The sequence below is a fragment of the Pseudomonas sp. NFPP28 genome (assembly GCF_900115535.1).
Classification (GTDB): domain Bacteria; phylum Pseudomonadota; class Gammaproteobacteria; order Pseudomonadales; family Pseudomonadaceae; genus Aquipseudomonas; species Aquipseudomonas extremorientalis.
This window is the reverse complement of the sequence record NZ_FOWT01000008.1, coordinates 195,846-220,082: the sequence shown is the minus strand read 5'-3', so window position 1 is coordinate 220,082 and position 24,237 is coordinate 195,846. Positions and strand designations below refer to the sequence as shown.

Sequence of the window (24,237 nt, the reverse complement as noted above, 5' to 3'; positions counted from 1 at the left end):
CGCTCCCACATTAGACCGCGATCCAAATGTAGGAGCGGGCTTGCCCGAGATGGCGCCAGTACAGACAACGCAGACTGACTTAGTCTTCCAGCAGCTCTTCAGCCTGGCCCAGGATGTTTTCCAGGGTGAAGCCGAACTCTTCGAACAACGCTGGCGCCGGCGCCGACTCACCGTAGGTGGTCATGCCGATCACGCGGCCTTCCAGGCCCACGTACTTGTACCAGTAGTCGGCGTGAGCCGCTTCGATGGCGATACGCGCGCTGACCTGCAACGGCAATACCGACTGCTTGTAGCCGGCGTCCTGGGCTTCGAACACGCTGGTGCAAGGCATCGACACCACGCGCACGTTGCGGCCCTGGGCGGTCAGCTTGTCGTACGCCTGCACGGTCAGGCCCACTTCGGAACCGGTGGAGATCAGGATCAGTTCCGGCTCGCCGATGCAGTCCTTGAGCACGTAGCCGCCACGGCTGATGTCGGCGATCTGCGCGTCGGTACGCACCTGGTGCTGCAAGTTCTGACGCGAGAAGATCAGCGCCGATGGGCCGTCCTTGCGCTCGATGGCGTGCTTCCAGGCCACGGCGGATTCCACCGCGTCGGCTGGGCGCCAGCAATCCAGGTTCGGCGTGGTACGCAGGCTGGTCAGTTGCTCGACCGGCTGGTGCGTCGGGCCGTCTTCGCCCAGGCCGATGGAGTCATGGGTGTACACGTGGATCACGCGTTTCTTCATCAGCGCAGCCATGCGTACGGCGTTGCGGGCGTATTCCATGAACATCAGGAAGGTCGCGCCGTAAGGCACCAGGCCGCCGTGCAGGGACACGCCGTTCATGATGGCGCTCATGCCGAACTCACGCACGCCGTAGTACATGTAGTTGCCGCTGGCGTCTTCCGCCGAGACACCTTTGCAGCCTTTCCACAGGGTCAGGTTGGAACCGGCCAGGTCAGCCGAACCGCCGAGGATCTCTGGCAGCAACGGACCGAAGGCGTTCAGGGTGTTCTGGCTGGCTTTGCGGCTGGCGATGGTCTCGCCCTTGGCCGCGACTTCGGCGATGTAGGCCGAGGCTTTTTCCGAGAAGTCGGCAGGCAGGTCGCCGGCCAGACGACGCACCAGCTCGTTGGCCAGCTCAGGGAACTCGGCGGAGTAGGCCGCGAAGCGCTGGTCCCACTCGGCTTCGGTGGCCAGGCCTTTTTCCTTGGCGTTCCACTCAGCGTAGATGTCAGCCGGGATTTCGAACGGGCCGTGGTTCCACTTCAGGGCCTCACGGGTCAGGGCGATTTCCGCGTCACCCAGTGGGGCGCCGTGGCAGTCTTCTTTACCCTGCTTGTTCGGCGAACCGAAGCCAATGGTGGTCTTGCAGCAGATCAGGGTCGGCTGCGCGCTCTTGCGGGCGGTATCGATGGCGGTCTTGATCTCTTCCGGATCGTGACCGTCGACATTGCGGATCACCTGCCAGTTATAGGCTTCGAAACGCTTCGGGGTGTCGTCGGTGAACCAGCCTTCGACTTCGCCGTCGATGGAGATGCCGTTGTCGTCGTAGAAGGCAATCAACTTGCCCAGGCCCAGGGTGCCGGCCAGGGACGCGACTTCATGGGAAATGCCTTCCATCATGCAGCCATCACCCAGGAATACGTAGGTGTGGTGGTCGACGATGTCGTGGCCAGGGCGGTTGAACTGCGCGCCCAGGACTTTTTCAGCCAGCGCGAAGCCTACGGCGTTGGCCAGGCCTTGGCCCAGGGGACCGGTGGTGGTCTCGACGCCTGGGGTGTAGCCGAATTCCGGGTGGCCCGGGGTGCGACTGTGCAGCTGGCGGAAGCTCTTGAGGTCGTCGATGGTGACGTCGTAGCCGGTCAGGTGCAGCAGCGAGTAGATCAGCATCGAGCCATGGCCGTTGGACAGCACGAAGCGGTCACGGTCGGCGAACGACGGGTTGCTCGGGTTGTGTTTCAGGTAGTCACGCCAAAGTACTTCGGCGATATCCGCCATGCCCATCGGGGCACCGGGATGGCCGCTGTTGGCTTTTTGCACGGCATCCATGCTGAGGGCACGAATGGCGTTGGCACGCTCACGACGGCTGGGCATCGCTGATCTCCTGAGGTTTGAATATAAAAGAAACGGAAAAAAGGACCGGCATTTTCCCTCAGCCACCGCCTGCGGGCAATGACAGATAGTCACTTGAGGAGGTTTTTCCTGTGCTTTGGGCGTCAATACCTTGCAGAACCCTTCAAGCTTTTCGTCTAAAGGTTATAGCGACTGCTTATAACCGCCACTTATCGACCAATATCAAAACTTTTTGATATTGGCCTTGCAGGGATACCCACCCGTCACTAGACTGCTGACCATATGAATATACCCATGCCCTCACTGCGCCCCGACGACGGCGATGAACTGGCAGCCTTGTGCAAGGCCGCTGGCGACCCGTTGCGTCTGAACGTGTTGCGCGCACTGGCCAACGACTCCTTTGGCGTACTGGAGCTGGCGCAGATCTTCGCCATCGGTCAGTCCGGCATGAGCCACCACCTGAAGGTATTGGCCCAGGCCGAGCTGGTGGCGACCCGCCGTGAAGGCAATGCGATTTTCTATCGGCGCGCCCTGCCCCACACCGAACTGCTGGGCGGCAAGCTGCACACCGCGCTGCTCGAAGAGGTGGACAACCTGAGCCTGCCGTTTGATGTGCAATCGCGCATCGGCCAGGTCCACGGGCAGCGCGCCGCCGCCAGCCAGGACTTTTTCGCGCGGGTAGCAGAGAAGTTTCGCGCCCAGCAGGACCTGATCGCAGGTCTGGCTCAATACCGCGACAGCGTACTGGCGCTGCTGGACAAGCTGAGCTTCAGTGATGAGGCCACGGCCCTGGAAGTCGGCCCGGGCGATGGCGGTTTCCTGCCGGAACTGGCGCGGCGGTTTCACCAGGTCACGGCGCTGGACAACAGCCCGGCGATGCTCGACCTGGCACGCCAGCTCTGCGAGCGCGAGTCGCTGGGTAATGTCCGCCTGCAACTGGCCGACGCACTGAGCAGCACGACAATCAAGGCCGACTGCGTGGTGCTGAATATGGTCTTGCACCATTTCGCCGCCCCCGCCGAGGCCCTCAAGCAAATGGCCGGGCTGCTGCACCCCGGCGGTAGCCTGCTGGTTACGGATTTATGCAGCCACAACCAGAATTGGGCCAGGGAGGCCTGCGGTGATCTCTGGTTGGGTTTTGAACAGGATGATCTGGCCCGTTGGGCCACCGCTGCGGGACTCGTTCCCGGGGATAGCCTCTATGTAGGTTTACGCAATGGTTTCCAGATCCAGGTCCGCCATTTTCAGCGGCCGGCTGGCGACACTCACCATCGGTAAATATCAGGAAAACATCGAGATGAGCGAATACTCCCTTTTCACCTCCGAGTCCGTGTCTGAAGGGCATCCGGACAAAATCGCCGACCAGATTTCTGATGCGGTGCTGGACGCCATCATTGCTGAAGACAAGTTCGCCCGTGTGGCGTGCGAGACCCTGGTGAAAACCGGTGTAGCGATCATCGCTGGCGAAGTGACCACCACCGCCTGGGTTGACCTGGAGCAGCTGGTTCGTGATGTGATCACCGACATCGGCTACAACAGTTCCGACGTCGGCTTCGACGGTGCGACCTGCGGCGTGATGAACATCATCGGCAAGCAGTCCCCGGACATCAACCAGGGTGTAGACCGCGCCAAGCCGGAAGACCAGGGCGCCGGCGACCAGGGCCTGATGTTCGGCTACGCCAGCAACGAAACCGACGTATTGATGCCAGCACCGATCACCTTCTCGCACCAGCTTGTGCAGCGTCAGGCAGAAGCCCGCAAATCCGGCCTGCTGCCGTGGCTGCGCCCTGACGCCAAGTCCCAGGTGACCTGCCGTTACGAAGGCGGCAAGGTCGTGGGTATCGACGCGGTTGTACTGTCGACCCAGCACAACCCTGACGTGTCCTACGCCGACCTGCGCGAAGGCGTGATGGAGCTGATCGTCAAGCACGTGCTGCCGGCCGAACTGCTGAGCAAGGACACCCAGTTCCACATCAACCCGACAGGCCAGTTCATCATCGGTGGCCCGGTAGGCGACTGCGGCCTGACCGGTCGCAAGATCATCGTCGACAGCTACGGCGGCATGGCCCGTCACGGCGGCGGCGCGTTCTCGGGTAAAGACCCGTCCAAGGTTGACCGTTCGGCAGCCTACGCGGGTCGTTACGTGGCGAAGAATATCGTCGCGGCCGGCCTGGCCGAGCGCTGCGAGATCCAGGTTTCCTACGCTATCGGCGTGGCCCAGCCTACGTCGATCTCGCTGAATACCTTCGGCACCGGCAAGATCAGCGACGATAAGATCGTCAAGCTGGTGCGTGAGGTCTTCGACCTGCGCCCTTACGCGATCACCACCATGCTCGACCTGCTGCACCCGATGTACCAGGAAACCGCAGCGTACGGCCACTTCGGCCGTACCCCTGCGCAGAAGACTGTCGGCGACGACACCTTCACCACCTTCACCTGGGAAAAAACCGACCGCGCCAACGACCTGCGCACCGCCGCCGGCCTGTAAACGCTCAAGGTGCACAAAAGCCCCGCCAGGTTCGCCTGGCGGGGCTTTTTATTGCATCGCACTTTGCGCGACACCCCTCACACTTTTTGGATCCAAAGCTTGCAGGCCCAATGATGGCCCTCTAGAATCCGCGCCCTCTCGGGCCTCTCACCTTATTTGGATATTGCCCTGCGCCAGCCCGGGAGTTCCAAGCGCGCAGGCAATCGAACATTGAGGTTTTTCATGCGCATCTCCACGCTCGCCCCTGCCGCTCTTCTGCTCAGCCTGTTCGCCCTGCCGGTCCACGCCGCCGACCTGAGCGCACTGAGCGGTGCCCTGAGCTCGCGGCTCGGTGGCGGCAATTCCGGCGACTGCCAGAAGCAAGCCGCAGACCTGCAAACCAGGATCGATGCAGCCGAAGCCCAGAAGGACACCTTGAAAGTGAAGGCCTTCAAAGCCGCTCAAGACCAGATCAACAAAGGCTGTGACAAACTTTCCGAAGCGCAGGCCAAAGCCGATGCCAAGCAACAAACACGGGAAGCCAAGGCTGATAAACCTGACGCGGTGAAAGCCTTGGGCGGCCTGTTCAAGTAAACAGAAACACCCGGTAAAAAGCCCCGCGCTGTCGGGGCTTTTTTGTGGCCGCAGGGTTCCATTAGGCTGGGCACCCTTTTGGAGCAAGGATGCTCATGATGCGTCTACCGATAGCCCTTTTACTCAGTATTTTACCGTTCAGCCTGTGGGCCGAAGATTGCCCCGACGATGCTCGGGCACAGGTCAGCACCCTGGCCGAACAACTCCGCCAGTGGGATGACAGCTACCACCGGCTCGGCCAATCCCCTGTGAGCGATGAACTCTACGACCAGGCCCGCCAGCGACTGGCTCACTGGCGCCAGTGTTTCCCCGACACCCCTTTGACGCCCGACAACCCACTGGCGAGCGCACGCGGTACCCGGCCGCATCCCGTTGCCCATACCGGCCTGGAGAAACTGCTGGATGAACAGGCAGTTGATGCCTGGCTGGTCAACCGCGAGGATGTCTGGATTCAACCGAAGGTGGACGGTGTGGCGGTGACCCTGGTGTATCGCAAGGGGCGCCTGAGCCAAGTCATCAGCCGCGGCGATGGAGCAAGGGGTCACGACTGGTCTGCCTCGGCGCGCAAAATCCCCGGCATAGTCCAGCAGTTGCCCGAGCCCATTGATCTCGTATTGCAAGGCGAACTCTATTGGCACCTCGGCGACCATGTGCAGTCGGCAAATGGCGGGCTCAATGCCCGCAGCAAGGTAGCCGGGTTGATGAACCGCAAGCAATTGAGCGACAGCGACGCCGCATGCATTGGCCTGTTCGTCTGGGCTTGGCCGAAAGGGCCGGCGACATTTACCGAACGCCTCGCCACACTGGCACGCTGGGGCTTCACCGATAGCCGACGCTACAGCCATCCCATTCGAAACATCACCGAAGCCTCGCATTGGCGCACCTATTGGTACAACCATCCATTGCCGTTCGCCAGCGATGGCGTGGTGCTGCACCAGGCGCAGCGCGCACCCGCCGAACGCTGGCAGGTTAATGCGCCGTATTGGGCAGTCGCCTGGAAGTACCCAGCGGCCAAGGCGTTGGCGCTGGTGCGCAACGTTGAGTTCAAGGTCGGACGCACCGGACGCATCACCCCCATGCTGGAACTGGAGCCGGTACGCTTGGACGACCGGAAAATCAGCCGGGTAAGTGTCGGCTCATTGGTACGCTGGCAAGCGTTGGATATCCGACCTGGCGACCAGGTCGCGGTCAGCCTGGCGGGCCAGGTTATTCCTCGGTTGGACGCGGTCATTTTGCGCAGTACCACCAGGGTGGACCTGCCAGTGCCCAACCCTGCCAAATTCCATGCGCTGAGCTGCTGGCAACTGGACCCCGATTGCGAGGAACAATTACTGGCACGCCTTACCTGGCTCAGCGGCAACCAGGGCCTCGCGTTGCCACACGTAGGTCGTGAAACCTGGAACGTATTGATCCAGGCCGGTCTAATCGCAGGCTTTCTCGATTGGTTAACCCTGGACGCGGCAGAGCTTGCTAACATTGATGGCTTCGGTGATCGCAGCCGCGAACGCCTACTCGAAAGCCTTCACAGCGCTCGGCAGCGGCCCTTTGCACAATGGCTCAAGGCCCTGGGTGTACCGCCTGCGGCACGTAACAACCTGGAGGGCGACTGGCAGACGCTGGTCGCCAGAGACACCCAGGCCTGGCTGAACATTGATGGCATCGGCCCGGGCCGCGCAGCGCAATTGAGCGCTTTTTTTCGCGACCCGCATGTACAGGCCTTGGCTGAAACATTACGCATGGCGGGGATAGACGGGTTTTGAACCCCGCGGCCCCCCGCCATCAGATTGCGACTTTGGAGCCCCACATGAAATTTCTAACCTCTTTTGCCTTGCTGACCGTCGCAAGCTTCATGACCACACCGTCGCTGGCCGCTGAACAAGCCGCCCCCCTCACCGGCTGCGCCGCCAAACGCCAAGCCATCAGCACCCAGATCGAACAAGCCAAGGCCCACGGCAACAGCGCGCAACAAGCCGGCCTGGAAAAAGCCCTGAGTGAAGTCACCGCCAACTGCACCGACGCGTCCCTGAAGAAGGAGCGTGAAAACAAGGTACTCGACGCCAAGCACGAAGTCAGCCGCCGTCAGGCCGACCTCGACAAGGCCATGAAAAAAGGCGACGCGGACAAGATCAACAAGCGTAAGGACAAGCTCGCCGAGTCCCGCAAGGAATTGCAGGACGCGGTGGAAGAACTCGACCAGTAAAACCCCGGTCAGTGGTCCCGGAACTGTTTATGGCAGGCGCTGCAGGCATCTTCGACTTTCTGCACGGCCGGCCCCAGGTTACTGGCCTTGTAGGGCTGCACCTGGCTGGCGGTCACCAATTCGCCGGTGGCCGCTTCAAGGTTGCGGGCCAGTTGCTGGAATTGCGCCTGTTTCTGCCAGACATCGTCCTTGGCGCTGGTGTTATCTTCTTCGCGCACGCTTGGGAAATGTTTCCAAGGCTCATGGGACAAGGCGTCGAGCTTGACCGCACCCTCGGCAAACTTGGCGCCGTCGAACGGGATGCGCCCGCGCAACATGCCGCCCAGGTCTTCGCCGGTCTTGAGCATCTGTTTGAAGATTGCCTTGCGCTGGCCCAGCGGCGAATTCGGATCAACACCGCCGCAGGCGGACAGGGCCAGGCAGGCCAGCAGTACAACAGTCAGTCGTTTAAAAGTCATGGTGGCTTCGAGGTCACGGGAAACGGCGGCCAGTATCCTCGCCCCACCCACAAAGACCAATAGCCCTATTAATAATAAGGGTTGCCCGAAGGTGTTACAGCGCGGGCAATCGCTTCAGGAAGTGTTTGTATGTATGTCATGTCGAAACCCTGGAGCCGCCGCCTGGCGTGGGCTCTGCCGATAATCGTGCTGCTGGCCGGCTGCGATGCGGGTAAAGAAGCAGCCAAAGATGAAACTTCCAAGCCTCACGCCGTCGCGACCTATGTCAGCGCGCCGTGGGAAGCGCTACCCGCAGTATCCGACAACGATTTGCTGGCCGGTTTCGAATCCTGGCGCAGCGCCTGCCAACGCCTCAAGGCCGACCCGATCTGGGGCGCGACCTGCGCAGCCGCCGCTACGGTGCCCGCCAATGCCGTGGCCGTGCGCGGGTTTCTCAAGGAGCGCCTGGATGTGTTCGGCCTGCGTTCGGCCGACAACACCCCGAACGGCTTGATCACCGGTTACTACGAGCCGGTCTACCCCGGCAGCCTGACCAAAACCGCCAAAGCCAATGTGCCGGTGTATGGCGTACCGGACGACCTGATCATCGTTAACCTGGAAAGCATCTACCCCGAACTCAAGGGCAAACGCCTGCGCGGTCGCCTGGAAGGTCGCGTACTCAAGCCCTACGACGACGCCAGCGCCATCAATGGCCAAGGCTCCACGGCCAAACCGATTGCCTGGCTGACTGACCCGATGGACCTGCAATTCCTGCAAATCCAGGGCTCAGGCCGGATCCAACTGGCCGGAGGGCGCCAACTGCGCGTCGGTTATGGTGACCAGAATGGCTACCCCTATCGCCCCATCGGCCGCTGGTTGGTGGAGCAAGGGCAGTTGAAGAAAGAAGATGTGACCATGGGCGCCATCAGCGCCTGGGCCAAGGCCAACCCGCAGCGCATCCCGGAACTGCTGGCGAGCAACCCCAGCTACATCTTCTTCAGCGCCCGCCCCGACAGTAACGAAGGCCCGCGCGGTTCGCTGAACGTGCCGTTGACCGCAGGCTACAGTGTGGCGGTGGATCGCAAGGTGATTCCACTGGGCAGCCTGCTGTGGCTATCGACTTCCAAACCGGACGGTTCACCTATCACAAGGCCCGTCGCCGCCCAGGACACCGGCGGTGCGATCACGGGCGAAGTGCGCGCGGACCTGTTCTGGGGCACCGGCGACGCAGCGGGAGAATTGGCGGGCAACATGAAACAGCAGGGGCAGATCTGGATGCTGTGGCCCAAGGGCGCAGCACTGCCGCATGTACCGGATGCACCTAGCGGGACGTGAAAGCGGTCTGTCCAACTTGGTTCATTGGGGTGAGCGGGCTTGCCAGTGGGCAGGCTTGTTGTGGCAAGCGCGCTTACCACAACAAGCCCACACCCAAGGAATCGGCTTCAACCGTCAGATCGAGACAAAGAAGAAACTCGCAATCAACGCCATCCCCACAAACCACACCAGCGAACGCAGCATCGCCCAGTCCGCCAGGTAACAGATGATGTACAGCAGGCGGCTGGTGATAAACAGCACAGCCAGCACATTGATGGTCACCAATTCGGCCGTACCGGCCAGGTGCGCGATGATCACTGCAGCCGCAAACGCTGGCGTGACTTCAAAGCTGTTGAGCTGCGCACTATGCGCACGCTTGGCAAACCCTTCGAGGGTGTCCAGGAACGCCCGGGGGTCGTGGTTCTGCCGTGGCCCGAACTTACCACCACTGAACTTGGCCACGCCTGTACACAGATAAGGCAGGAAAATTGCGATCAACACACACCAGAAGGCCACCGTCATCACTGATTCCTTTTTTAATTTTGTTTTAAGTTTTAAACAGAAATTAGAGTTTTAGCACTAAACCTGTAAAACCGCACACACCGCTATGAACCGCCACGTCCGGAAAGGTTCTATCGGTGATTTGTCCCCACCCCTGCAACATCGTGCCGCTGTTGCGGTCCATCCCCCATCAACGCTCTCTCCCCACCTTCCAAGGACCCCGGATGCTTGAACTTGTCGCCGCCTTCATTTGCCTCACCACCCTGCTCACCTACGTGAACTTTCGCTTTATCGGCCTGCCACCCACCATCGGCGTGATGGTCACGGCGCTGGTGTTTTCACTGATCCTGCAAGGCTTGAGTTTTCTCGGCTACCCCGGTCTTGAGGAACGCATCCAGCAACTGATCGGCCAGATCGACTTCGGCGATTTGTTGATGAACTGGATGCTCTCGTTCCTGCTGTTCGCCGGCGCCTTGCACGTCAACCTGAACGACCTGCGCAGCTACCGCTGGCCCATCGGCCTGCTGGCGACCTTCGGCGTGCTGATCGCCACCGTAGTGATCGGCAGCCTGGCGTATTACATCTTTGCCTTGTTTGGCTGGCATGTGAGCTTCCTCTACTGCCTGCTGTTCGGTGCACTGATTTCCCCTACCGACCCGATTGCGGTGCTGGGCGTACTGCGTACCGCCAATGCCTCCAAACCCCTGAAAACCACCATCGTCGGCGAGTCGCTGTTCAATGACGGCACGGCAGTCGTGGTGTTTACCGTACTGCTGGGGATCGCACAGTTGGGCGAGACGCCCACCGTGGGCGCTACCGCCATGCTGTTTGCCCATGAGGCCATCGGCGGCGTGGTGTTCGGTGGCCTGATCGGCTACCTCGTTTACCTGATGATCAAGAGTATCGAGCAGCACCAGATCGAAGTGATGCTGACCCTGGCTCTGGTCATCGGCGGCTCGGCAATGGCCACCGAACTGCACGTCTCGGCACCGATCGCGATGGTGGTCGCCGGCCTGATCATCGGCAACCTGGGGCGCAAGCTGGCAATGAACGACATGACCCGTCGCTACCTCGACGGCTTCTGGGAGCTGCTCGATGACATGCTCAACGCCCTGCTGTTTGCACTGATCGGCATGGAACTGTTGCTGTTGCCGTTCAACTGGCTGCACGTGTTCGCCGCCAGCCTGCTGGCCGTGGCGATCCTACTGTCGCGCCTGCTGACGGTCGCTCCGGCCATTCTGTTGCTGCGCCGCTGGCGCACGGTGCCACGCGGGACCATCCGCATCCTGACCTGGGGTGGTTTGCGCGGTGGGGTTTCAGTGGCGCTGGCATTGGCCTTGCCACTGGGCCCGGAGCGCGATTTGCTGCTGAGCATCACCTACATCGTGGTGCTGTCGTCGATCCTGTTGCAGGGGTTGAGCATCGGCAAGCTGGTCAAGCGCGTAACCCGGGACGAGCCCCAGGCCGCGCCTGACACTCACTGATCCTTGTTGATCCGCTGCGGATGCCTCGGGTCCGCAGCTTTTTTGCCCGGCAGGCTGCTTTCGCTGCGAATCTGCGCATGACTGATCAACGCAAAGATAAAGCTGCCGCCAATGATATTGCCCGCCAGGGTCGGCCCGGCAAACACCAGCCAGAAGTCACTCCACGGCAACTCGCCGGCAAACACCAGGTACGACACCTCCGCCGAGCCAACAACGATATGAGTGAAGTCGCCCAATGCCATGAGGTAGGTGATCAAGATAATGATCCACATCTTGGCGCTCTCCATGGACGGGATCATCCATACCATGGTGGCGATCATCCAGCCGGAAACGATGCCCTTGGCGAACATCTGGCCGGGGTCGTTCTCCATGATCTTGCGCCCGATCTCAAGGAAGGCCATGTCGGTCCTGGTATCGAAGATCGGCAGGTGCAGCATCACGTACGCCACTAGCAAGGTGCCGCACAGGTTACCCACCAGCACCACCGACCATAACCGCAGCAGGCGCCCGGCGTTGCCCAGGGTGGGCTTGCTCATCACCGGCAGCACGGCCGTCAGGGTGTTTTCGGTGAACAACTGTTGGCGCGCGAGGATCACCGCCAGGAAGCCCGCGCAGTAACCGAAGCTGGCGATCACCTTGAAGGCTTCGCCCTCCGGCAGACGCGAGTTGAGCAGCCCCATGGCCATCAGCGACAGACCCATGGTCAGGCCGGCAGCCAGCGCCGACCACCATAGGGCGGCGACGCTGCGCTCGAGCTCCTGGTCGCCCTGGGTGCGGATGATTTCGTGCAGCACCGCCGCGCGAGGCGGCTGGTTCTTGTCCACGTCCTGCTGCTCTTCCTGCGACAGGTTGGGGGTCTTGCCGTCTGTTTGGGTGGCCATGATTTACCAGAGTCCGAGGGGTACCTGTAGCTACGACACGGCCCGACGATGGCTGTTCAGTGGCCTGACGATTTAACTGGTATGCGCCAGGCAATGGCGGCTTCTACAGTGGTAGAGCGGATCGGGGTACTCCAGGGTTTACTACGCGCCTTGTAGTATTTGACGATGCCGTCGCGCACGTTGTTGAACGCCTGTGGCGTCGTGGCATCCGCCAAGTCACGGGCGGCACGCCGCAGCAATTCGATATTGGCCTGCGGCTGGCCAGGCCGATAGAGCGACGGGTAAATGACTTCCCGCGTGAAATTTTCGGCCTTTACCGCCAGATCACGCCTGTTCATCTGCACAACCGCGTTCGTCATGACCTTCGACATCGCCACTTCGTTGCCAGGAGGCTGTCTGTTCATCACTTGCAGAAGCTGCTGAAAATTAGGCCTTCCGGCTGCGTTGAGACGCCATCCCAACCACTCGACACGCTCGGGACGACGTGCCAGCGCATCCAGGTTACGCAACGCAGCCGCCAACCTGGGAGTCACCGTCAGCTTGTCACTGTCCTGATTGGCTTCGGTAATGGCGGCCTCCAGTTCCTGCATTGCTTGCTGTGCGCTCTTGCGAAACATCAGCACATCCTTGGCGGCGGGATCCTTCTCCAGATAACTCTCAACGCTCGCCAGCATTTTGTCGTCCATGGCCAACACCGCGTCGTCCAATGACTGGAATTGGTAACGCTCACGCAACGCCGCACGCTTTTCCAGGTGCGCACTTACCGCCGTACGCGCCGACGTTTGCAGATGCTTCTTCTGATCGTCGGTCATGGTGAAATTGACCGTGCCACCGAACACGCCACGGAAGTCGCCCTTTTCTGATTTCAGCGGTAATACGACGGTCTGATCCGCTTGTGCCTTGAGCTTGTCTTCCTGATACCCCCAGGCAGCCGCATGCGGGACACCAATGATCCTATCGAGCAAGCCGCTCACAACGCTGCCTGCCTTGGCAGGCTCCGGGTTTTCGGACTCGAACCTGACGACCAGTGACTCGCTCTTGCTCAGAGGGCTTTCTGGAAAAGGCGGATCAATCACCGCAGAAGACGGCGTGTTGACCAGCAGTCCACCATCCAGAAATGCCGTTTGCTCAGCGTGCTCCTGAAAGGCATGGCCCCGCTCTATCGGGCTTTTGAACAACCCAGGTAATGAGCCAGATATAAGAGCCACCTGGGCAATGTCCATGTCCGGTGTGGTGCTCGCATTGAACACCACCAACTGCGGTCGGCCATCGAACAGACCGGTTCCCGTGATGTTGAGCTGCTTGACCGCAGCAATGTGACGACTCAACACCTCAATGTCGCGAAACGTCGGTCCTTTCCCGGCACTGAGCCGGTCTGCAATCTTCATGACGCCAGCGGGCCGGTCTACCCGCCGGGTCCCGGCGACCTTCGCCAGCAGCGACTTGCGCGCCTCATTGCCGATCAGGTCTTTCAGGGCCTGCGCTTCGGTTTGCAGGCGCGGTATCAGGGTGAACAATAACTGCGCGATATTTCCCGCCGTACCTGGCAAGCGCCCTGCCAGTTTTCCAATTTCAGTACTGGCATTCTGTAGCTTTGCCATAAAAGAATTCTTGCTGTTCAGCAATTCAGGCAGGTTGAGTCTGTTCGACAGGTTTTCAAAGGTCCTGGCATCCATGCCACTGGCCAGCAACACAGCAGAAATCGCGCCCACGGAGGACGCGGAGATCACTTTGACGCCCGCCAGTGCCTTGTGGTTTTCAAGTGCCTGGGCCATGCCCGGGAAAGCAATGCCCTTGGCCCCACCCCCACTCAATACCAGATGCGTAAGCGGCGGCGGTGACGAAACCACTTCCACCCGGCCATCGCTGAATCGCTCAAGGCTCACTTTGCGCTCGCCCACGTCTTTGACCAGCGATGTCTTTATATTCTTTTCTACATTCTCCGGCGGCTGAGACTGAGCAGTGAAATGCGAGCTGGACACTTTCATATTCATACGCGCCATTCTCTACAGGATGTCATCCTGAGTGACGCGAGAGCCGGGACAGGTCCATCCGGAATGATTTGGTAAAGCAAATCGACCCGGGCCGCGATTACAGTGGAGGAATGTCGTCCTTGAACTGATCCTTCACATACCTGATCTCAGTGCGGCCATGAGGCGCTGGCAGGCCATCTTCACCAAGGTTGACGAAAACCATTTTTTCCACGGTAAGAATGCTACTGCGGGTGATCTTGTTGCGCACTTCACAGGTCAGGGTGATGGAGGTGCGACCGAACGCAGTGGCGGTGATGCCCAGTTCGATGATGTCGCCCTGGCGCGAGGCACTGACGAAGTTGATTTCGGAGATGTACTTGGTGACGACGCGTTGGTTGCCCAGTTGAACAATGGCGTAGATGGCCGCTTCTTCGTCGATCCAGCGCAGCAGGCTGCCGCCGAACAGGGTGCCGTTGGGGTTGAGGTCTTCGGGTTTTACCCATTTGCGGGTGTGGAAGTTCATGTTCACTCCAAAGCGTGTTGCCCAATGATGGGCAACATCATGGCAGACGCCCGCCCCAAGCTCTACGCGCCATTGCCTATCAACCCCATGAGCGATCTTCATATGGCCGACAGAAAGGCTTGGGAAGTCTGGCGCACACGGCTATAATCGCCCCCGCTTCAAAACGGTTATCTTCGGTTGATACCGTTCTCCCGCCACCTGTCCGAGGGGCGCTGCAGCAGGTTCAACCTGTCAGGCTCGGATGGGGCGTTGTCCGGCCTGGTCCACCTGGCCTGATACTAAACGCTCAACGGCGCCCATTCGCACACTACGAATGGAGGCTCTTCATGAGCGCTGTCAACACGCCTGCAGATTTCAACGACTACAAAGTCGCCGACATGTCCCTCGCTGCCTGGGGCCGTCGCGAAACCTTTATCGCCGAATCCGAAATGCCTGCCCTGATGGGTCTGCGTCGCAAGTACGCCGCTGAGCAGCCGCTCAAGGGCGCGAAGATCCTCGGCTGCATCCACATGACTATCCAGACTGCCGTGCTGATCGAAACCCTGGTTGCCCTGGGTGCCGAAGTGCGCTGGTCGTCCTGCAACATCTTCTCGACTCAAGACCAGGCCGCTGCCGCAATCGCTGCTGCCGGTATCCCGGTGTTCGCCTGGAAAGGCGAGACCGAAGAAGAGTACGAGTGGTGCCTGGAGCAAACCATCCTCAAAGATGGCGCGCCTTGGGATGCCAACATGATCCTCGACGACGGCGGCGACCTGACCGAGCTGCTGCACAAGAAGTACCCGCAGATCCTCGACCGCGTCCACGGCGTGACCGAAGAAACCACCACCGGCGTGCACCGCCTGCTGGACATGCTGGCCAAGGGCGAGCTGAAAATCCCGGCCATCAACGTCAACGACTCGGTGACCAAGAGCAAGAACGACAACAAGTACGGCTGCCGTCATAGCCTGAACGATGCCATCAAGCGCGGCACCGACCACCTGCTGTCGGGCAAGCAAGCCCTGGTGATCGGCTACGGCGACGTGGGCAAGGGTTCGTCCCAGTCCCTGCGTCAGGAAGGCATGATCGTCAAGGTTTCCGAAGTCGACCCGATCTGCGCCATGCAAGCCTGCATGGACGGTTTTGAAGTGGTTTCGCCGTTCATCGACGGCGTCAACGACGGCACCGCCGCCAGCGTCGACAAGGCCCTGCTGGGCAAGATCGACCTGATCGTCACCACCACCGGTAACGTGAATGTCTGCGACGCCAACATGCTCGCCGCCCTGAAAAAACGTGCCGTGGTCTGCAACATCGGTCACTTCGACAATGAGATCGACACCGCTTTCATGCGCAAGAACTGGGCATGGGAAGAAGTGAAGCCTCAGGTGCACAAGGTTCACCGTACCGGCGCGGGTGATTTCGACCCACAGAACGACGACTACCTGATCCTGCTGGCTGAAGGCCGCCTGGTTAACTTGGGCAACGCCACTGGCCACCCAAGCCGCATCATGGATGGCTCGTTCGCCAACCAGGTACTGGCCCAGATCTTCCTGTTCGGCCAGAAGTACGCCGACCTGTCGCCTGCCCAGAAAGCCGAGCGCCTGACCGTGGAAGTACTGCCGAAGAAACTCGACGAAGAAGTGGCCCTGGAAATGGTCCGCGGCTTCGGCGGCGTGGTAACTCAACTGACCAAGACCCAGGCCGACTACATCGGCGTGACCGTCGAAGGTCCGTTCAAGCCGCACGCTTATCGCTACTGATTTGCTTACCACCCGCTCTCCTTGTGAGGGCGGGCCTTTAATGTGGGAGGGGCGCTGCGACGATTCGACGTGCCCCCGATAACGAAATGCCAGTTAACAGATATGTCGACTGACACACCCTCATCGGGGGCTAGCCCCCTCCCACATTAAATCGGTGCATGACTTCCGGTATCTGAGTTTCAAAGGGTTATTACCATGTCCCAAGACCGTCGCTACAGCTTCGAGTTCTTCCCGACCAAGACCGATGCTGGGCATGAAAAACTGATGGCGACTGCCACGCAGTTGGCCAGCTACAACCCGGACTTCTTCTCCTGCACCTACGGCGCTGGCGGCTCGACCCGTGACCGCACGATCAACACCGTGTTGCAGCTGGAAAGCCAGGTCAAAGTTCCCGCCGCTCCGCATTTGTCATGCGTGGGCGACAGCAAGGCCGACCTGCGCGGCCTGCTGACCCAGTACAAAGCTGCTGGTATCAAGCGCATCGTCGCCCTGCGCGGTGACCTGCCGTCCGGCATGGGCATGGCCAGCGGCGAGCTGCGCTACGCCAATGACCTGGTGAGCTTCATCCGTGAAGAAACCGGCGACCATTTCCATATCGAAGTCGCGGCTTACCCGGAGATGCATCCACAAGCACGCAATTTCGAAGACGACCTGCAGAACTTCGTGCGCAAGGCCAACGCCGGCGCCGACAGCGCAATCACCCAGTATTTCTTCAACGCCGACAGCTACTTCTACTTCGTCGAACGTGTACGAACCATGGGCGTGAACATCCCGATCGTGCCAGGCATCATGCCGATCACCAACTACAGCAAACTGGCGCGTTTCTCCGATGCCTGCGGCGCCGAGATCCCACGCTGGGTGCGCAAACAACTGGAAGCCTATGGCGACGACGTCAAGAGCATCCAGGCGTTCGGCGAACAGGTCATCAGCACAATGTGTGAAGAATTGTTGCAAGGTGGCGCGCCAGGGTTGCACTTCTATACCCTGAACCAGGCTGAACCAAGCCTTGCAATCTGGAACAACCTCAAGCTGCCACGCTGAAGGTTGCCCGGCAGTGCCAAGGCCCTCGTCTACGAGGGCCTTTGTCGTTTTACATGCCCACGGAACCCAGCAGTCCATGAATACAGTGCCCACGCCGTCCCGCCCACAACTGGTCTACCTGGTCTTCGGCTCCGAGACCTACCACCAGGAAGCGGTGTTCAGCATCGCCAGTGCGCTGGCTTTCCTGCAGGCAACCCCGGAAGCCGCCGTGGATATCCAGGTATTCAGCGACAACCCCGAGCCCTATCGCCTTTTGCCGGTACGCGTACGCCCGCTGGACGAAGCTACCCGCAAACGCTGGAGCGAACCCCACGGCTATCACTTCCGTACCAAGCATGTGGTATTGCGCCAAGTGCTGGAAGAATCGCCGGTGGCCATGCTGATCGACACCGATACCTTCTTCCATCACTCACCGATGGACCTGTTCGAGCGCGTGCAACCCGGCACCCTGCTGTGCAATGCCTTCTACAGCAAGTACGGCGACAACCACGAGAGCATTCTCTACACCGCCTTGCGCCAGCGCCTGCTGGACATGGGCGTGGCCGACGATGACATGATGACGCTCAACTCCGGGGTCATGGGCCTGACGCAACAGGATGCGCACATCCTCGACCGCTCCATCGCCTTGATGGACGAACTGTTCCCCTATGCCCAAGGCGCGTACACCCTCGAAGAGTTCTGCCTGTCGATCGCCGCCTATCGCACCGTCAACGTGCGCGAATGCCCGGACCTGATCCACCACTACTGGAGTCGCAAGCAGCTGTTTCGCGCCAAGGTCAAGGCCTGGATCGCCAAGCATGCGGCCGCGCCCACCAGCGCACTGGCGTTGGCCGACACTCGCAAGGTGTCCTCGCACCTGCCACGCCCTCCCCGCCTGCAGCGCCTTCTGTACAAGCTGATCACGCTGGTGCTGCCCAAGCACCAGCAGCAATTCATCCGTGAAATTCTCTACGGCTGCTACGAGCATGAGAACGAGTTCGACCAGGCGTGTGGCCCGGTTTGGTGGGACAAGGCCCGGCAGAACCTGGAAGAACGCCAGAAGCGCCCGATCGACACTCATCAGTTGGAGCACTGGTTTGCCAACCCCGTGGTACGCCTGATCCTCGGCGAGCGGCGGGCAGCGATCTACGAACACTTGATGGCCTCACCGGGCAAATAGCCCCGCCCGCAGATGCGCGTGCCAGAGCTTCTCTTTAGTGCGGGAGCGTCGTAACCTCAGGGCATGCCCGTCATTCTGAAGTTGTTGACTGCCGCCCTCTTCACTTGCCTGAGCCTCGCCGCTTATGGCGAGAAACTGCGCATTGTCACCGAGCCCTGGGCGCCCTACGTGTATGAGGACCAGGGCAGCATGCGGGGGCTGGATTATGAAACCACGGTAATTGTGTTCCAGCGCCTGGGCGTAGATGTGGAATGGCAGTTCCTGCCCTGGAAGCGCTGCCTGGCCATGCTGGACCAAGGCCATGCCGATGGCGCTTTGGATATTTTCCACAGCCATGAGCGCGACGCCTTGCTGCTATACCCCAGTGAGCCGTTGTCCGAAGTGGAGTTCACGCTGTTCTACGCCAATGAGCGTCCCCACCCCGTGCACAACCTCGAAGACCTGAGCGGCCTGACCGTCGGCACGTCGCCAGGCTACCTGTACGGCGCGGCGTTCAGCGACTCCCCCCTGTTCAATCGTGAACCGGCACCGAGCCATGAGGCCAACTTCGGCAAATTGATGCTGGGACGCATCGACCTGGTGATCACCGACCGTCGAGTGGGCCAGCATGTGATCAAGGCGCTGGGCCTGGAAGGCAAGGTCAGCCAGGCGCCGGCCGTGGTCAGTCGCCAACAGCAATTTCTCGCGGTACGCCGTGGCGCAGGCATGGACCTCCTGGTACAGCGCTTTGCCGCCGAGCTCAAACGCTTCAAGCAAGAGCCGGCCTATAGCGCCTTGAGTGCCAAATATGGTGGAATCCAGGCCATTACGGCCTCTGAACGCACCGTTGAGCAGCAGGAAAGCAGCGCACAGTGATTGCTCTGTTATACTCCGGCCTTTCCGCCAGGCTCACGCCCGGCCGCTGAGGTCTTGAAAAAGGCACCCAACCCCGCTACAGCGCAGCTTTCAGCCCGCGCGAGCCGGTGGAGTGCCCGCCAGACGCAGCAGGACCGGACGGGGTTGCGCTCCCCTAAGCGCCATTCACGCCCGGCAAGATTATCCCTTTGGGCCAAGCCCTAACTAAAACAGGATTACTCATGTCCTTTGCTTCCCTCGGTCTCTCCGAGGCTTTAGTCCGCGCCATCGAGGCAGCGGGCTATACCGAGCCTACTCCGGTGCAACAGCGGGCCATTCCCGCCGTGTTGCAAGGTCGCGACCTGATGGTTGCGGCTCAGACAGGTACTGGTAAAACCGGCGGTTTCGCCCTCCCGATTCTGGAGCGGTTGTTCCCCAACGGTCACCCGGACAAATCCCAGCGTCACGGCCCACGCCAACCGCGCGTACTGGTCCTGACCCCAACCCGCGAACTCGCCGCCCAGGTGCATGACAGCTTCAAGCTGTATGCCCGCGACCTGAAGTTCGTCAGCGCCTGCATCTTCGGCGGCGTCGGCATGAACCCACAGGTTCAGGCCATGTCCCGTGGCGTCGACGTGCTGGTGGCCTGCCCCGGTCGTTTGCTCGACCTGTGCGGCCAAGGCAGCGTCGACTTGTCCCACGTGGAAATCCTCGTGCTGGACGAAGCCGATCGCATGCTCGACATGGGCTTTGTCCATGACGTGAAAAAGGTCCTCGCCCGCCTGCCAGCCAAACGCCAGAACCTGCTGTTCTCGGCCACGTTCTCCCAGGACATCACCGCCCTGGCCGGCAAGCTGCTGCACAACCCGGAGCGCATCGAAGTCACGCCGCCGAACACCACGGTCGAGCGTATCGAGCAACGCGTCTTCCGCCTGGCCGCCAGCCACAAGCGTGCGCTGCTGGCGCACCTGATCACCGCAGGCGCCTGGGAACAGGTGCTGGTGTTCACCCGCACCAAGCACGGCGCCAACCGCCTGGCCGAGTACCTGGACAAGCACGGCCTCACCGCCGTCGCCATCCACGGCAACAAGAGCCAGAACGCGCGCACCAAGGCCCTGGCTGATTTCAAGGCCGGCTCGGTGCGCATCCTGGTGGCCACCGATATCGCCGCTCGCGGCCTGGATATCGACCAACTGCCGCACGTGGTCAACTTCGAGCTGCCGAACGTCGATGAAGACTACGTACACCGTATCGGCCGTACCGGCCGTGCCGGTCGTTCGGGCGAGGCCATCTCCCTGGTCGCGCCGGACGAAGAAAAACTGCTGAAAAGCATCGAGCGCATGACCAAGCAGAAAATCGCCGATGGCGACCTGATGGGCTTCGATGCCAGCGCCGTGGAGGCCGAAAAGCCAGAAGCGCGCGAGCGCCCGGACGTGCGCAACCCGCGCAACCCACGCGGTCCGAAGGGCGATGGCCCGAACGGCGGCGGGGGTGGCGGTGGTCGTCGCGACAAGGGCAAGGACAAGGGCAAGGAAAAATCCGCCACCAGCGGCCGTGGCGAACGCCCGGCCCGTGAGCAGAAACCCCGCGAAGGCACCCCGGCCCGCGAACAGCGCCAGCCGAGCCAACCGCCACGCGCTGCTGCCGACCGTGCTCCGGACGAGTTCCTCGACGACGATGTGGATAACTTCGGTAACCGCGTTGACTACGTGCCCCAGGCCAAACCGGCCCAAGGCCGTGGCCGTCGCCCTGGTGCTCCGGCGCAGGGCGCGGGTGCAGGCGCTCCACGTGGCGGCCAGCCACAGGGCGGCCGTCAGAATGGCCCTCGCAACAGCAGCGGCGGTACCACCGGTACGCCGCCTGCCAAGCGCAATGGCCCGCGCAATGGCGCACCCCGTGACGGCCAGGCCCGTCGCGAAGACTCGCGCAACAACAATCGCCGCCCGGCCCGTGACGACCAGCCTCGCTTGTCCGAACCGGCTGTGCAGAACCCGCGCGGTGGCCCGGCGCCGAAGATCATCCACAAGGAGTCGAAAGTAGATCGCTTCCCGACACCGGAGCAACTGGATCAGTTGCCAGGCCGTCCTCGTGGTGAGAAGCCAGCGCTGCTGACACGCAATCGCTGAGTTTTTACAGCCCCATAAAAAAGCCCCGCATCTTTCGATGCGGGGCTTTTTTTGTGCAGGCAGAAATTACTTCTGCTTGACACCTTCCAGCGAGATGTCAAGGTCCACTGTCTGCGAGGACGGGCCTGGGCCTTTGATACCGAAGTCGTTCAGGTTGACGGTGGTCTTGGCGTTGAAGCCGGCACGTTCGCCGCCCCATGGATCCTTGCCTTCACCGTTGAAAGTGGCCTTGAAGGTCACAGGCTTGGTTACGCCGTGTAAGGTCAGGTCGCCGGTTACGTCAGCGGTTTTTTCGCCAGTGGGCTTGACTGCGGTGGACACAAACTTGGCGTCGGCAAACTTGGCAACGTCCAGGAAGTCTTTGCTGGCGATGTGCTTGTCACGCTCTGCGTGGTTGGACCACAGGCTGGCGGTCTTCACATCGACCGCGATTTTGCTGGCCTCTGGCTTGGCGGCATCCCAGCTGAAGGTGCCGTCCCAGTCCTTGAAGGTACCGTGAATGTAGCTGTAGCCCAGGTGGCTGATTTTCCAGTCGATGAAGGCGTGCTGGCCTTCTTTGTCGATCTTGTAGTCAGCAGCCATCACCTGGCCTGCGGACAGCAGGGCAGTACCGATTGCCAGAGCAGCGAGGGTCTTTTTCAACATGCTTTCTATTCCTTGTGAGTCGAGGTTGAACATCAGGCTTTGCGCCCCAGCATTCGCGTGAGGGTCGCATCACGATCGATAAAGTGGTGTTTCAATGCAGCCACGCCGTGCAAGCCGGCGAAGACCACCAACACCCAGGCCAGGTACAAGTGCACCACGCCGGCGGTGTCTGCCTGGTCCGGTAGCCCGGAAACCACGGCAGGAATCTCAAACAGACCAAACACCGGGATACCGACACCGTCTGCGGTGGAAATCAGGTAACCGGCGATCATCACGGCAAACAGCCCGAGATAAAGGAAGGCGTGACCAAAGGCCGCGCCGATACGGGTCATGCGGCTGTAACTGGCCAACGGTGGCGGCGGCGGGCTCACCAGGCGCCAGACGATACGCACCAGCATGATGGCGAACAGCGTGATGCCAATGCTCTTGTGCAGGTCCGGCGCTTCTTTGCGCCAGGCGCTGTAGTAGTCGAGGCCGACCATCCACAGGCCCAGGGCGAACAAGCCAAACACCACCAGGGCCACGCCCCAGTGCAAAACCATGCTGACCCAACCATAGCGGGCCGGTGAATTGCGTAGCTGCATGTACTTAATCCCGTAAGAACTGTGCCCAAGACTAGCGATTTACCTATCGAATTAAAGCCGAAAATTTCGCTTTGAAATATCGAGAAATACGATCAAGAGGTTATGCACAGTACGTTAACAATGGATTAAGGACTATTCCTTAGAAACGTGACAGACCGTCTCGCGTTTACTGCGAATTCACCGGTAATGGCTTGTGACACAGCCGCCCATTGCATAGGCTTGCGCGATTGTTTCACCTGCGCCGGCCGCAGGACCGCTTCGAGGAGATCACCGATGGGCTTGAACAACCAGTGGATGCAACGCGACCTTGCCGTGCTGTGGCATCCCTGCACCCAGATGAAAGACCACCAGCAACTGCCGCTGATCCCGATCAAGCGCGGTGAAGGCGTATGGCTGGAAGACTTCGAAGGCAAGCGCTACCTCGACGCCGTCAGCTCCTGGTGGGTCAACGTGTTCGGCCACGCCAACCCGCGCATCAACCAGCGCATCAAGGACCAGGTCGATCAACTGGAACACGTGATCCTCGCCGGTTTCAGCCACCAGCCGGTGATCGAGCTGTCCGAGCGTCTGGTGGCGATGACGCCCGAAGGCCTGACCCGGTGCTTCTATGCCGACAACGGCTCGTCGTGCATCGAAGTCGCGCTGAAAATGAGCTTCCACTATTGGCTCAACCGCGGCCTGCCGAACAAGAAGCGCTTCGTCACCCTGACCAACAGCTACCACGGCGAAACCATCGCCGCGATGTCGGTGGGCGACGTGCCGCTGTTTACCGAGACCTACAAGGCGCTGTTGCTCGACACCATCAAAGTACCAAGCCCGGACTGTTACCTGCGCCCCGAAGGCGTGAGCTGGGAAGACCACTCGCGCACGATGGCCCGGGTGATGGAACAGACCCTCGCCGAGCACCACGACACCGTGGCCGCTGTGATTATCGAACCGCTGATCCAGGGCGCCGGTGGCATGCGCATGTACCACCCGGTTTACCTCAAGCTATTGCGCGAAGCCTGCGACCGTTACGGCGTGCACCTGATCCACGACGAAATCGCTGTTGGCTTCGGCCGTACCGGCAGCATGTTCGCCTGCGAGCAAGCCGGTATCCGCCCGGATTTCCTGTGCCTGTCCAAGGCGCTCACCGGCGGCTACCTGCCGCTGGCAGCCGTGGTCACCACCGAAGACGTGTACAGCGCGTTCTACGACGACTACCCCACCCTGCGCGCCTTCCTGCACTCCCACAGCTACACCGGCAACCCGCTGGCGTGTGCGGCGGCACTGGCAACGCTGGATATCTTTGAAGAAGACAACGTCATCGAGAACAACAAGGCCCTGGCCCAGCGCATGGCCACTGCCACTGCGCACCTGGTGGACCACCCTCACGTCTCGGAAGTACGCCAGACCGGCATGGTGCTGGCCATCGAGATGGTCCAGGACAAAGCCACCAAGACCGCCTACCCGTGGCAGGAACGCCGTGGCTTGAAGGTATTCGAGCACGCCCTGGAGCGCGGTGCGCTGTTGCGGCCGCTGGGCAGTGTGGTGTACTTCCTGCCGCCCTATGTGATTACCCCGGAGCAGATCGACTTCCTTGCCGAGGTCGCCAGCGAAGGCATCGATATCGCCACCAACAGCACAGTCAGTGTGGCGGTGCCAAAAGACTTCCACCCAGGCTTCCGTGATCCGGGCTGATT

General features: G+C 60.8%; 21 protein-coding genes and 1 riboswitch. Of the genes, 13 read left to right on the top strand and 8 right to left on the bottom strand.

All coding sequences use genetic code 11. The annotated features are described in order from the left end of the window. Positions 1–79 precede the first annotated feature (79 nt). Positions 80–2,077: a transketolase gene (gene tkt / locus BM110_RS21430; protein ID WP_092242094.1), complete on the bottom strand. Its 1,998-nt coding sequence runs from the start codon at positions 2,075–2,077 to the stop codon at positions 80–82. Between the two features lie 261 nt (positions 2,078–2,338). Between tkt and BM110_RS21425 the strand changes: the two genes are divergently transcribed. The 5 genes from BM110_RS21425 (at position 2,339) to BM110_RS21405 (ending at position 7,317) form a co-directional block, all read left to right on the top strand. Next, positions 2,339–3,334 carry an ArsR/SmtB family transcription factor gene (locus tag BM110_RS21425; RefSeq protein WP_093120695.1) on the top strand — a complete coding sequence of 332 codons (996 nt, stop codon included), beginning with the start codon at positions 2,339–2,341 and terminating at the stop codon, positions 3,332–3,334. 19 nt (positions 3,335–3,353) lie between these two features. After that, positions 3,354–4,544 carry a methionine adenosyltransferase gene (gene metK, locus BM110_RS21420; RefSeq protein ID WP_071490330.1) on the top strand — a complete coding sequence of 397 codons (1,191 nt, stop codon included), beginning with the start codon at positions 3,354–3,356 and terminating at the stop codon, positions 4,542–4,544. A gap of 222 nt (positions 4,545–4,766) precedes the next feature. Next, positions 4,767–5,117: a DUF1090 family protein gene (locus BM110_RS21415; protein ID WP_093514132.1), complete on the top strand. Its 351-nt coding sequence runs from the start codon at positions 4,767–4,769 to the stop codon at positions 5,115–5,117. Between the two features lie 95 nt (positions 5,118–5,212). Then, complete coding sequence (gene ligB, locus BM110_RS21410; protein WP_093514191.1) at positions 5,213–6,877, top strand: NAD-dependent DNA ligase LigB; 1,665 nt, start codon at positions 5,213–5,215, stop codon at positions 6,875–6,877. A 44-nt stretch (positions 6,878–6,921) separates the two neighbouring features. Continuing rightward, complete coding sequence (locus tag BM110_RS21405) at positions 6,922–7,317, top strand: DUF1090 domain-containing protein (protein WP_093514131.1); 396 nt, start codon at positions 6,922–6,924, stop codon at positions 7,315–7,317. Positions 7,318–7,325: 8 nt separating this feature from the next. Here BM110_RS21405 and BM110_RS21400 read toward each other — a convergent pair whose 3' ends face one another. Then, entirely contained in the window at positions 7,326–7,775 is a 450-nt protein-coding gene (locus tag BM110_RS21400) for a c-type cytochrome (protein ID WP_071490334.1), read from the bottom strand. Between the two features lie 129 nt (positions 7,776–7,904). Between BM110_RS21400 and BM110_RS21395 the strand changes: the two genes are divergently transcribed. Further along, positions 7,905–9,089 (top strand): murein transglycosylase A, encoded by a 1,185-nt coding sequence (locus BM110_RS21395; protein WP_093514130.1) that lies wholly within the window; start codon positions 7,905–7,907, stop codon positions 9,087–9,089. A 114-nt stretch (positions 9,090–9,203) separates the two neighbouring features. On the opposite strand, the gene BM110_RS21390 is transcribed toward BM110_RS21395, so the two are convergent. Further along, complete coding sequence (locus BM110_RS21390) at positions 9,204–9,590, bottom strand: MAPEG family protein (protein ID WP_010207167.1); 387 nt, start codon at positions 9,588–9,590, stop codon at positions 9,204–9,206. Positions 9,591–9,793: 203 nt separating this feature from the next. Between BM110_RS21390 and BM110_RS21385 the strand changes: the two genes are divergently transcribed. Beyond that, positions 9,794–11,053, top strand: coding sequence for a cation:proton antiporter (locus BM110_RS21385; RefSeq protein WP_092242070.1), 1,260 nt, complete (start codon positions 9,794–9,796; stop codon positions 11,051–11,053). Here BM110_RS21385 and BM110_RS21380 read toward each other — a convergent pair. The 3 genes from BM110_RS21380 to BM110_RS21370 form a co-directional block, all read right to left on the bottom strand. Further along, a complete protein-coding gene (locus BM110_RS21380) occupies positions 11,047–11,934 on the bottom strand; it encodes a formate/nitrite transporter family protein (protein ID WP_092242068.1) in 888 nt (295 codons plus the stop codon). The genes BM110_RS21385 and BM110_RS21380 overlap by 7 nt on opposite strands. A gap of 56 nt (positions 11,935–11,990) precedes the next feature. Continuing rightward, positions 11,991–13,922 (bottom strand): patatin-like phospholipase family protein, encoded by a 1,932-nt coding sequence (locus BM110_RS21375; protein ID WP_093514190.1) that lies wholly within the window; start codon positions 13,920–13,922, stop codon positions 11,991–11,993. A gap of 103 nt (positions 13,923–14,025) precedes the next feature. Then, on the bottom strand, positions 14,026–14,430 hold the full coding sequence (locus tag BM110_RS21370; RefSeq protein ID WP_092242066.1) for an acyl-CoA thioesterase: 405 nt from the start codon (positions 14,428–14,430) through the stop codon (positions 14,026–14,028). Between the two features lie 198 nt (positions 14,431–14,628). Further along, positions 14,629–14,735, top strand: a riboswitch (S-adenosyl-L-homocysteine riboswitch). A 21-nt stretch (positions 14,736–14,756) separates the two neighbouring features. Between BM110_RS21370 and ahcY the strand changes: the two genes are divergently transcribed. From ahcY to BM110_RS21345, 5 genes are all read left to right on the top strand, one after another. Beyond that, a complete protein-coding gene (gene ahcY / locus BM110_RS21365) occupies positions 14,757–16,166 on the top strand; it encodes an adenosylhomocysteinase (RefSeq protein ID WP_092242059.1) in 1,410 nt (469 codons plus the stop codon). 195 nt (positions 16,167–16,361) lie between these two features. Beyond that, positions 16,362–17,207, top strand: coding sequence for a methylenetetrahydrofolate reductase [NAD(P)H] (gene metF / locus BM110_RS21360; RefSeq protein WP_092242053.1), 846 nt, complete (start codon positions 16,362–16,364; stop codon positions 17,205–17,207). A 76-nt stretch (positions 17,208–17,283) separates the two neighbouring features. Further along, positions 17,284–18,366: a hypothetical protein gene (locus BM110_RS21355; protein ID WP_092242051.1), complete on the top strand. Its 1,083-nt coding sequence runs from the start codon at positions 17,284–17,286 to the stop codon at positions 18,364–18,366. 63 nt (positions 18,367–18,429) lie between these two features. Then, the gene (locus BM110_RS21350; protein WP_092242049.1) at positions 18,430–19,221 is read left to right on the top strand and encodes a substrate-binding periplasmic protein; all 792 of its coding nucleotides are present in this window, start codon (positions 18,430–18,432) and stop codon (positions 19,219–19,221) included. Positions 19,222–19,442: 221 nt separating this feature from the next. Further along, positions 19,443–21,326 (top strand): RNA helicase RhlE2, encoded by a 1,884-nt coding sequence (locus tag BM110_RS21345; protein ID WP_071490343.1) that lies wholly within the window; start codon positions 19,443–19,445, stop codon positions 21,324–21,326. A gap of 66 nt (positions 21,327–21,392) precedes the next feature. Here the strand turns inward: BM110_RS21345 and BM110_RS21340 are convergent, their stop codons facing one another. Both BM110_RS21340 and BM110_RS21335 read right to left on the bottom strand, forming a co-directional pair. Then, positions 21,393–21,971 carry a YceI family protein gene (locus BM110_RS21340; RefSeq protein WP_093514129.1) on the bottom strand — a complete coding sequence of 193 codons (579 nt, stop codon included), beginning with the start codon at positions 21,969–21,971 and terminating at the stop codon, positions 21,393–21,395. 32 nt (positions 21,972–22,003) lie between these two features. Continuing rightward, positions 22,004–22,555 carry a cytochrome b gene (locus BM110_RS21335; RefSeq protein ID WP_092242044.1) on the bottom strand — a complete coding sequence of 184 codons (552 nt, stop codon included), beginning with the start codon at positions 22,553–22,555 and terminating at the stop codon, positions 22,004–22,006. A gap of 273 nt (positions 22,556–22,828) precedes the next feature. Here BM110_RS21335 and BM110_RS21330 point away from each other — a divergent pair, with 273 nt between their 5' ends. Beyond that, positions 22,829–24,235, top strand: coding sequence for an adenosylmethionine--8-amino-7-oxononanoate transaminase (locus tag BM110_RS21330; RefSeq protein WP_093120675.1), 1,407 nt, complete (start codon positions 22,829–22,831; stop codon positions 24,233–24,235). Positions 24,236–24,237 lie beyond the last annotated feature (2 nt).

Coding starts and splice junctions, on each gene's coding strand:
- BM110_RS21415 (WP_093514132.1), top strand. CDS start 4,767: ATGCGCATCTCCACGCTCGCCCCTGCCGCTCTTCTGCTCAGCCTGTTC.
- BM110_RS21380 (WP_092242068.1), bottom strand. CDS start 11,934: ATGGCCACCCAAACAGACGGCAAGACCCCCAACCTGTCGCAGGAAGAG.
- tkt (WP_092242094.1), bottom strand. CDS start 2,077: ATGCCCAGCCGTCGTGAGCGTGCCAACGCCATTCGTGCCCTCAGCATG.
- BM110_RS21335 (WP_092242044.1), bottom strand. CDS start 22,555: ATGCAGCTACGCAATTCACCGGCCCGCTATGGTTGGGTCAGCATGGTT.
- BM110_RS21350 (WP_092242049.1), top strand. CDS start 18,430: ATGCCCGTCATTCTGAAGTTGTTGACTGCCGCCCTCTTCACTTGCCTG.
- BM110_RS21390 (WP_010207167.1), bottom strand. CDS start 9,590: ATGACGGTGGCCTTCTGGTGTGTGTTGATCGCAATTTTCCTGCCTTAT.
- metK (WP_071490330.1), top strand. CDS start 3,354: ATGAGCGAATACTCCCTTTTCACCTCCGAGTCCGTGTCTGAAGGGCAT.
- ligB (WP_093514191.1), top strand. CDS start 5,213: ATGATGCGTCTACCGATAGCCCTTTTACTCAGTATTTTACCGTTCAGC.
- metF (WP_092242053.1), top strand. CDS start 16,362: ATGTCCCAAGACCGTCGCTACAGCTTCGAGTTCTTCCCGACCAAGACC.
- BM110_RS21355 (WP_092242051.1), top strand. CDS start 17,284: ATGAATACAGTGCCCACGCCGTCCCGCCCACAACTGGTCTACCTGGTC.
- BM110_RS21425 (WP_093120695.1), top strand. CDS start 2,339: ATGAATATACCCATGCCCTCACTGCGCCCCGACGACGGCGATGAACTG.
- BM110_RS21400 (WP_071490334.1), bottom strand. CDS start 7,775: ATGACTTTTAAACGACTGACTGTTGTACTGCTGGCCTGCCTGGCCCTG.
- ahcY (WP_092242059.1), top strand. CDS start 14,757: ATGAGCGCTGTCAACACGCCTGCAGATTTCAACGACTACAAAGTCGCC.
- BM110_RS21405 (WP_093514131.1), top strand. CDS start 6,922: ATGAAATTTCTAACCTCTTTTGCCTTGCTGACCGTCGCAAGCTTCATG.
- BM110_RS21330 (WP_093120675.1), top strand. CDS start 22,829: ATGGGCTTGAACAACCAGTGGATGCAACGCGACCTTGCCGTGCTGTGG.
- BM110_RS21385 (WP_092242070.1), top strand. CDS start 9,794: ATGCTTGAACTTGTCGCCGCCTTCATTTGCCTCACCACCCTGCTCACC.
- BM110_RS21340 (WP_093514129.1), bottom strand. CDS start 21,971: ATGTTGAAAAAGACCCTCGCTGCTCTGGCAATCGGTACTGCCCTGCTG.
- BM110_RS21375 (WP_093514190.1), bottom strand. CDS start 13,922: ATGAAAGTGTCCAGCTCGCATTTCACTGCTCAGTCTCAGCCGCCGGAG.
- BM110_RS21345 (WP_071490343.1), top strand. CDS start 19,443: ATGTCCTTTGCTTCCCTCGGTCTCTCCGAGGCTTTAGTCCGCGCCATC.
- BM110_RS21370 (WP_092242066.1), bottom strand. CDS start 14,430: ATGAACTTCCACACCCGCAAATGGGTAAAACCCGAAGACCTCAACCCC.
- BM110_RS21395 (WP_093514130.1), top strand. CDS start 7,905: ATGTATGTCATGTCGAAACCCTGGAGCCGCCGCCTGGCGTGGGCTCTG.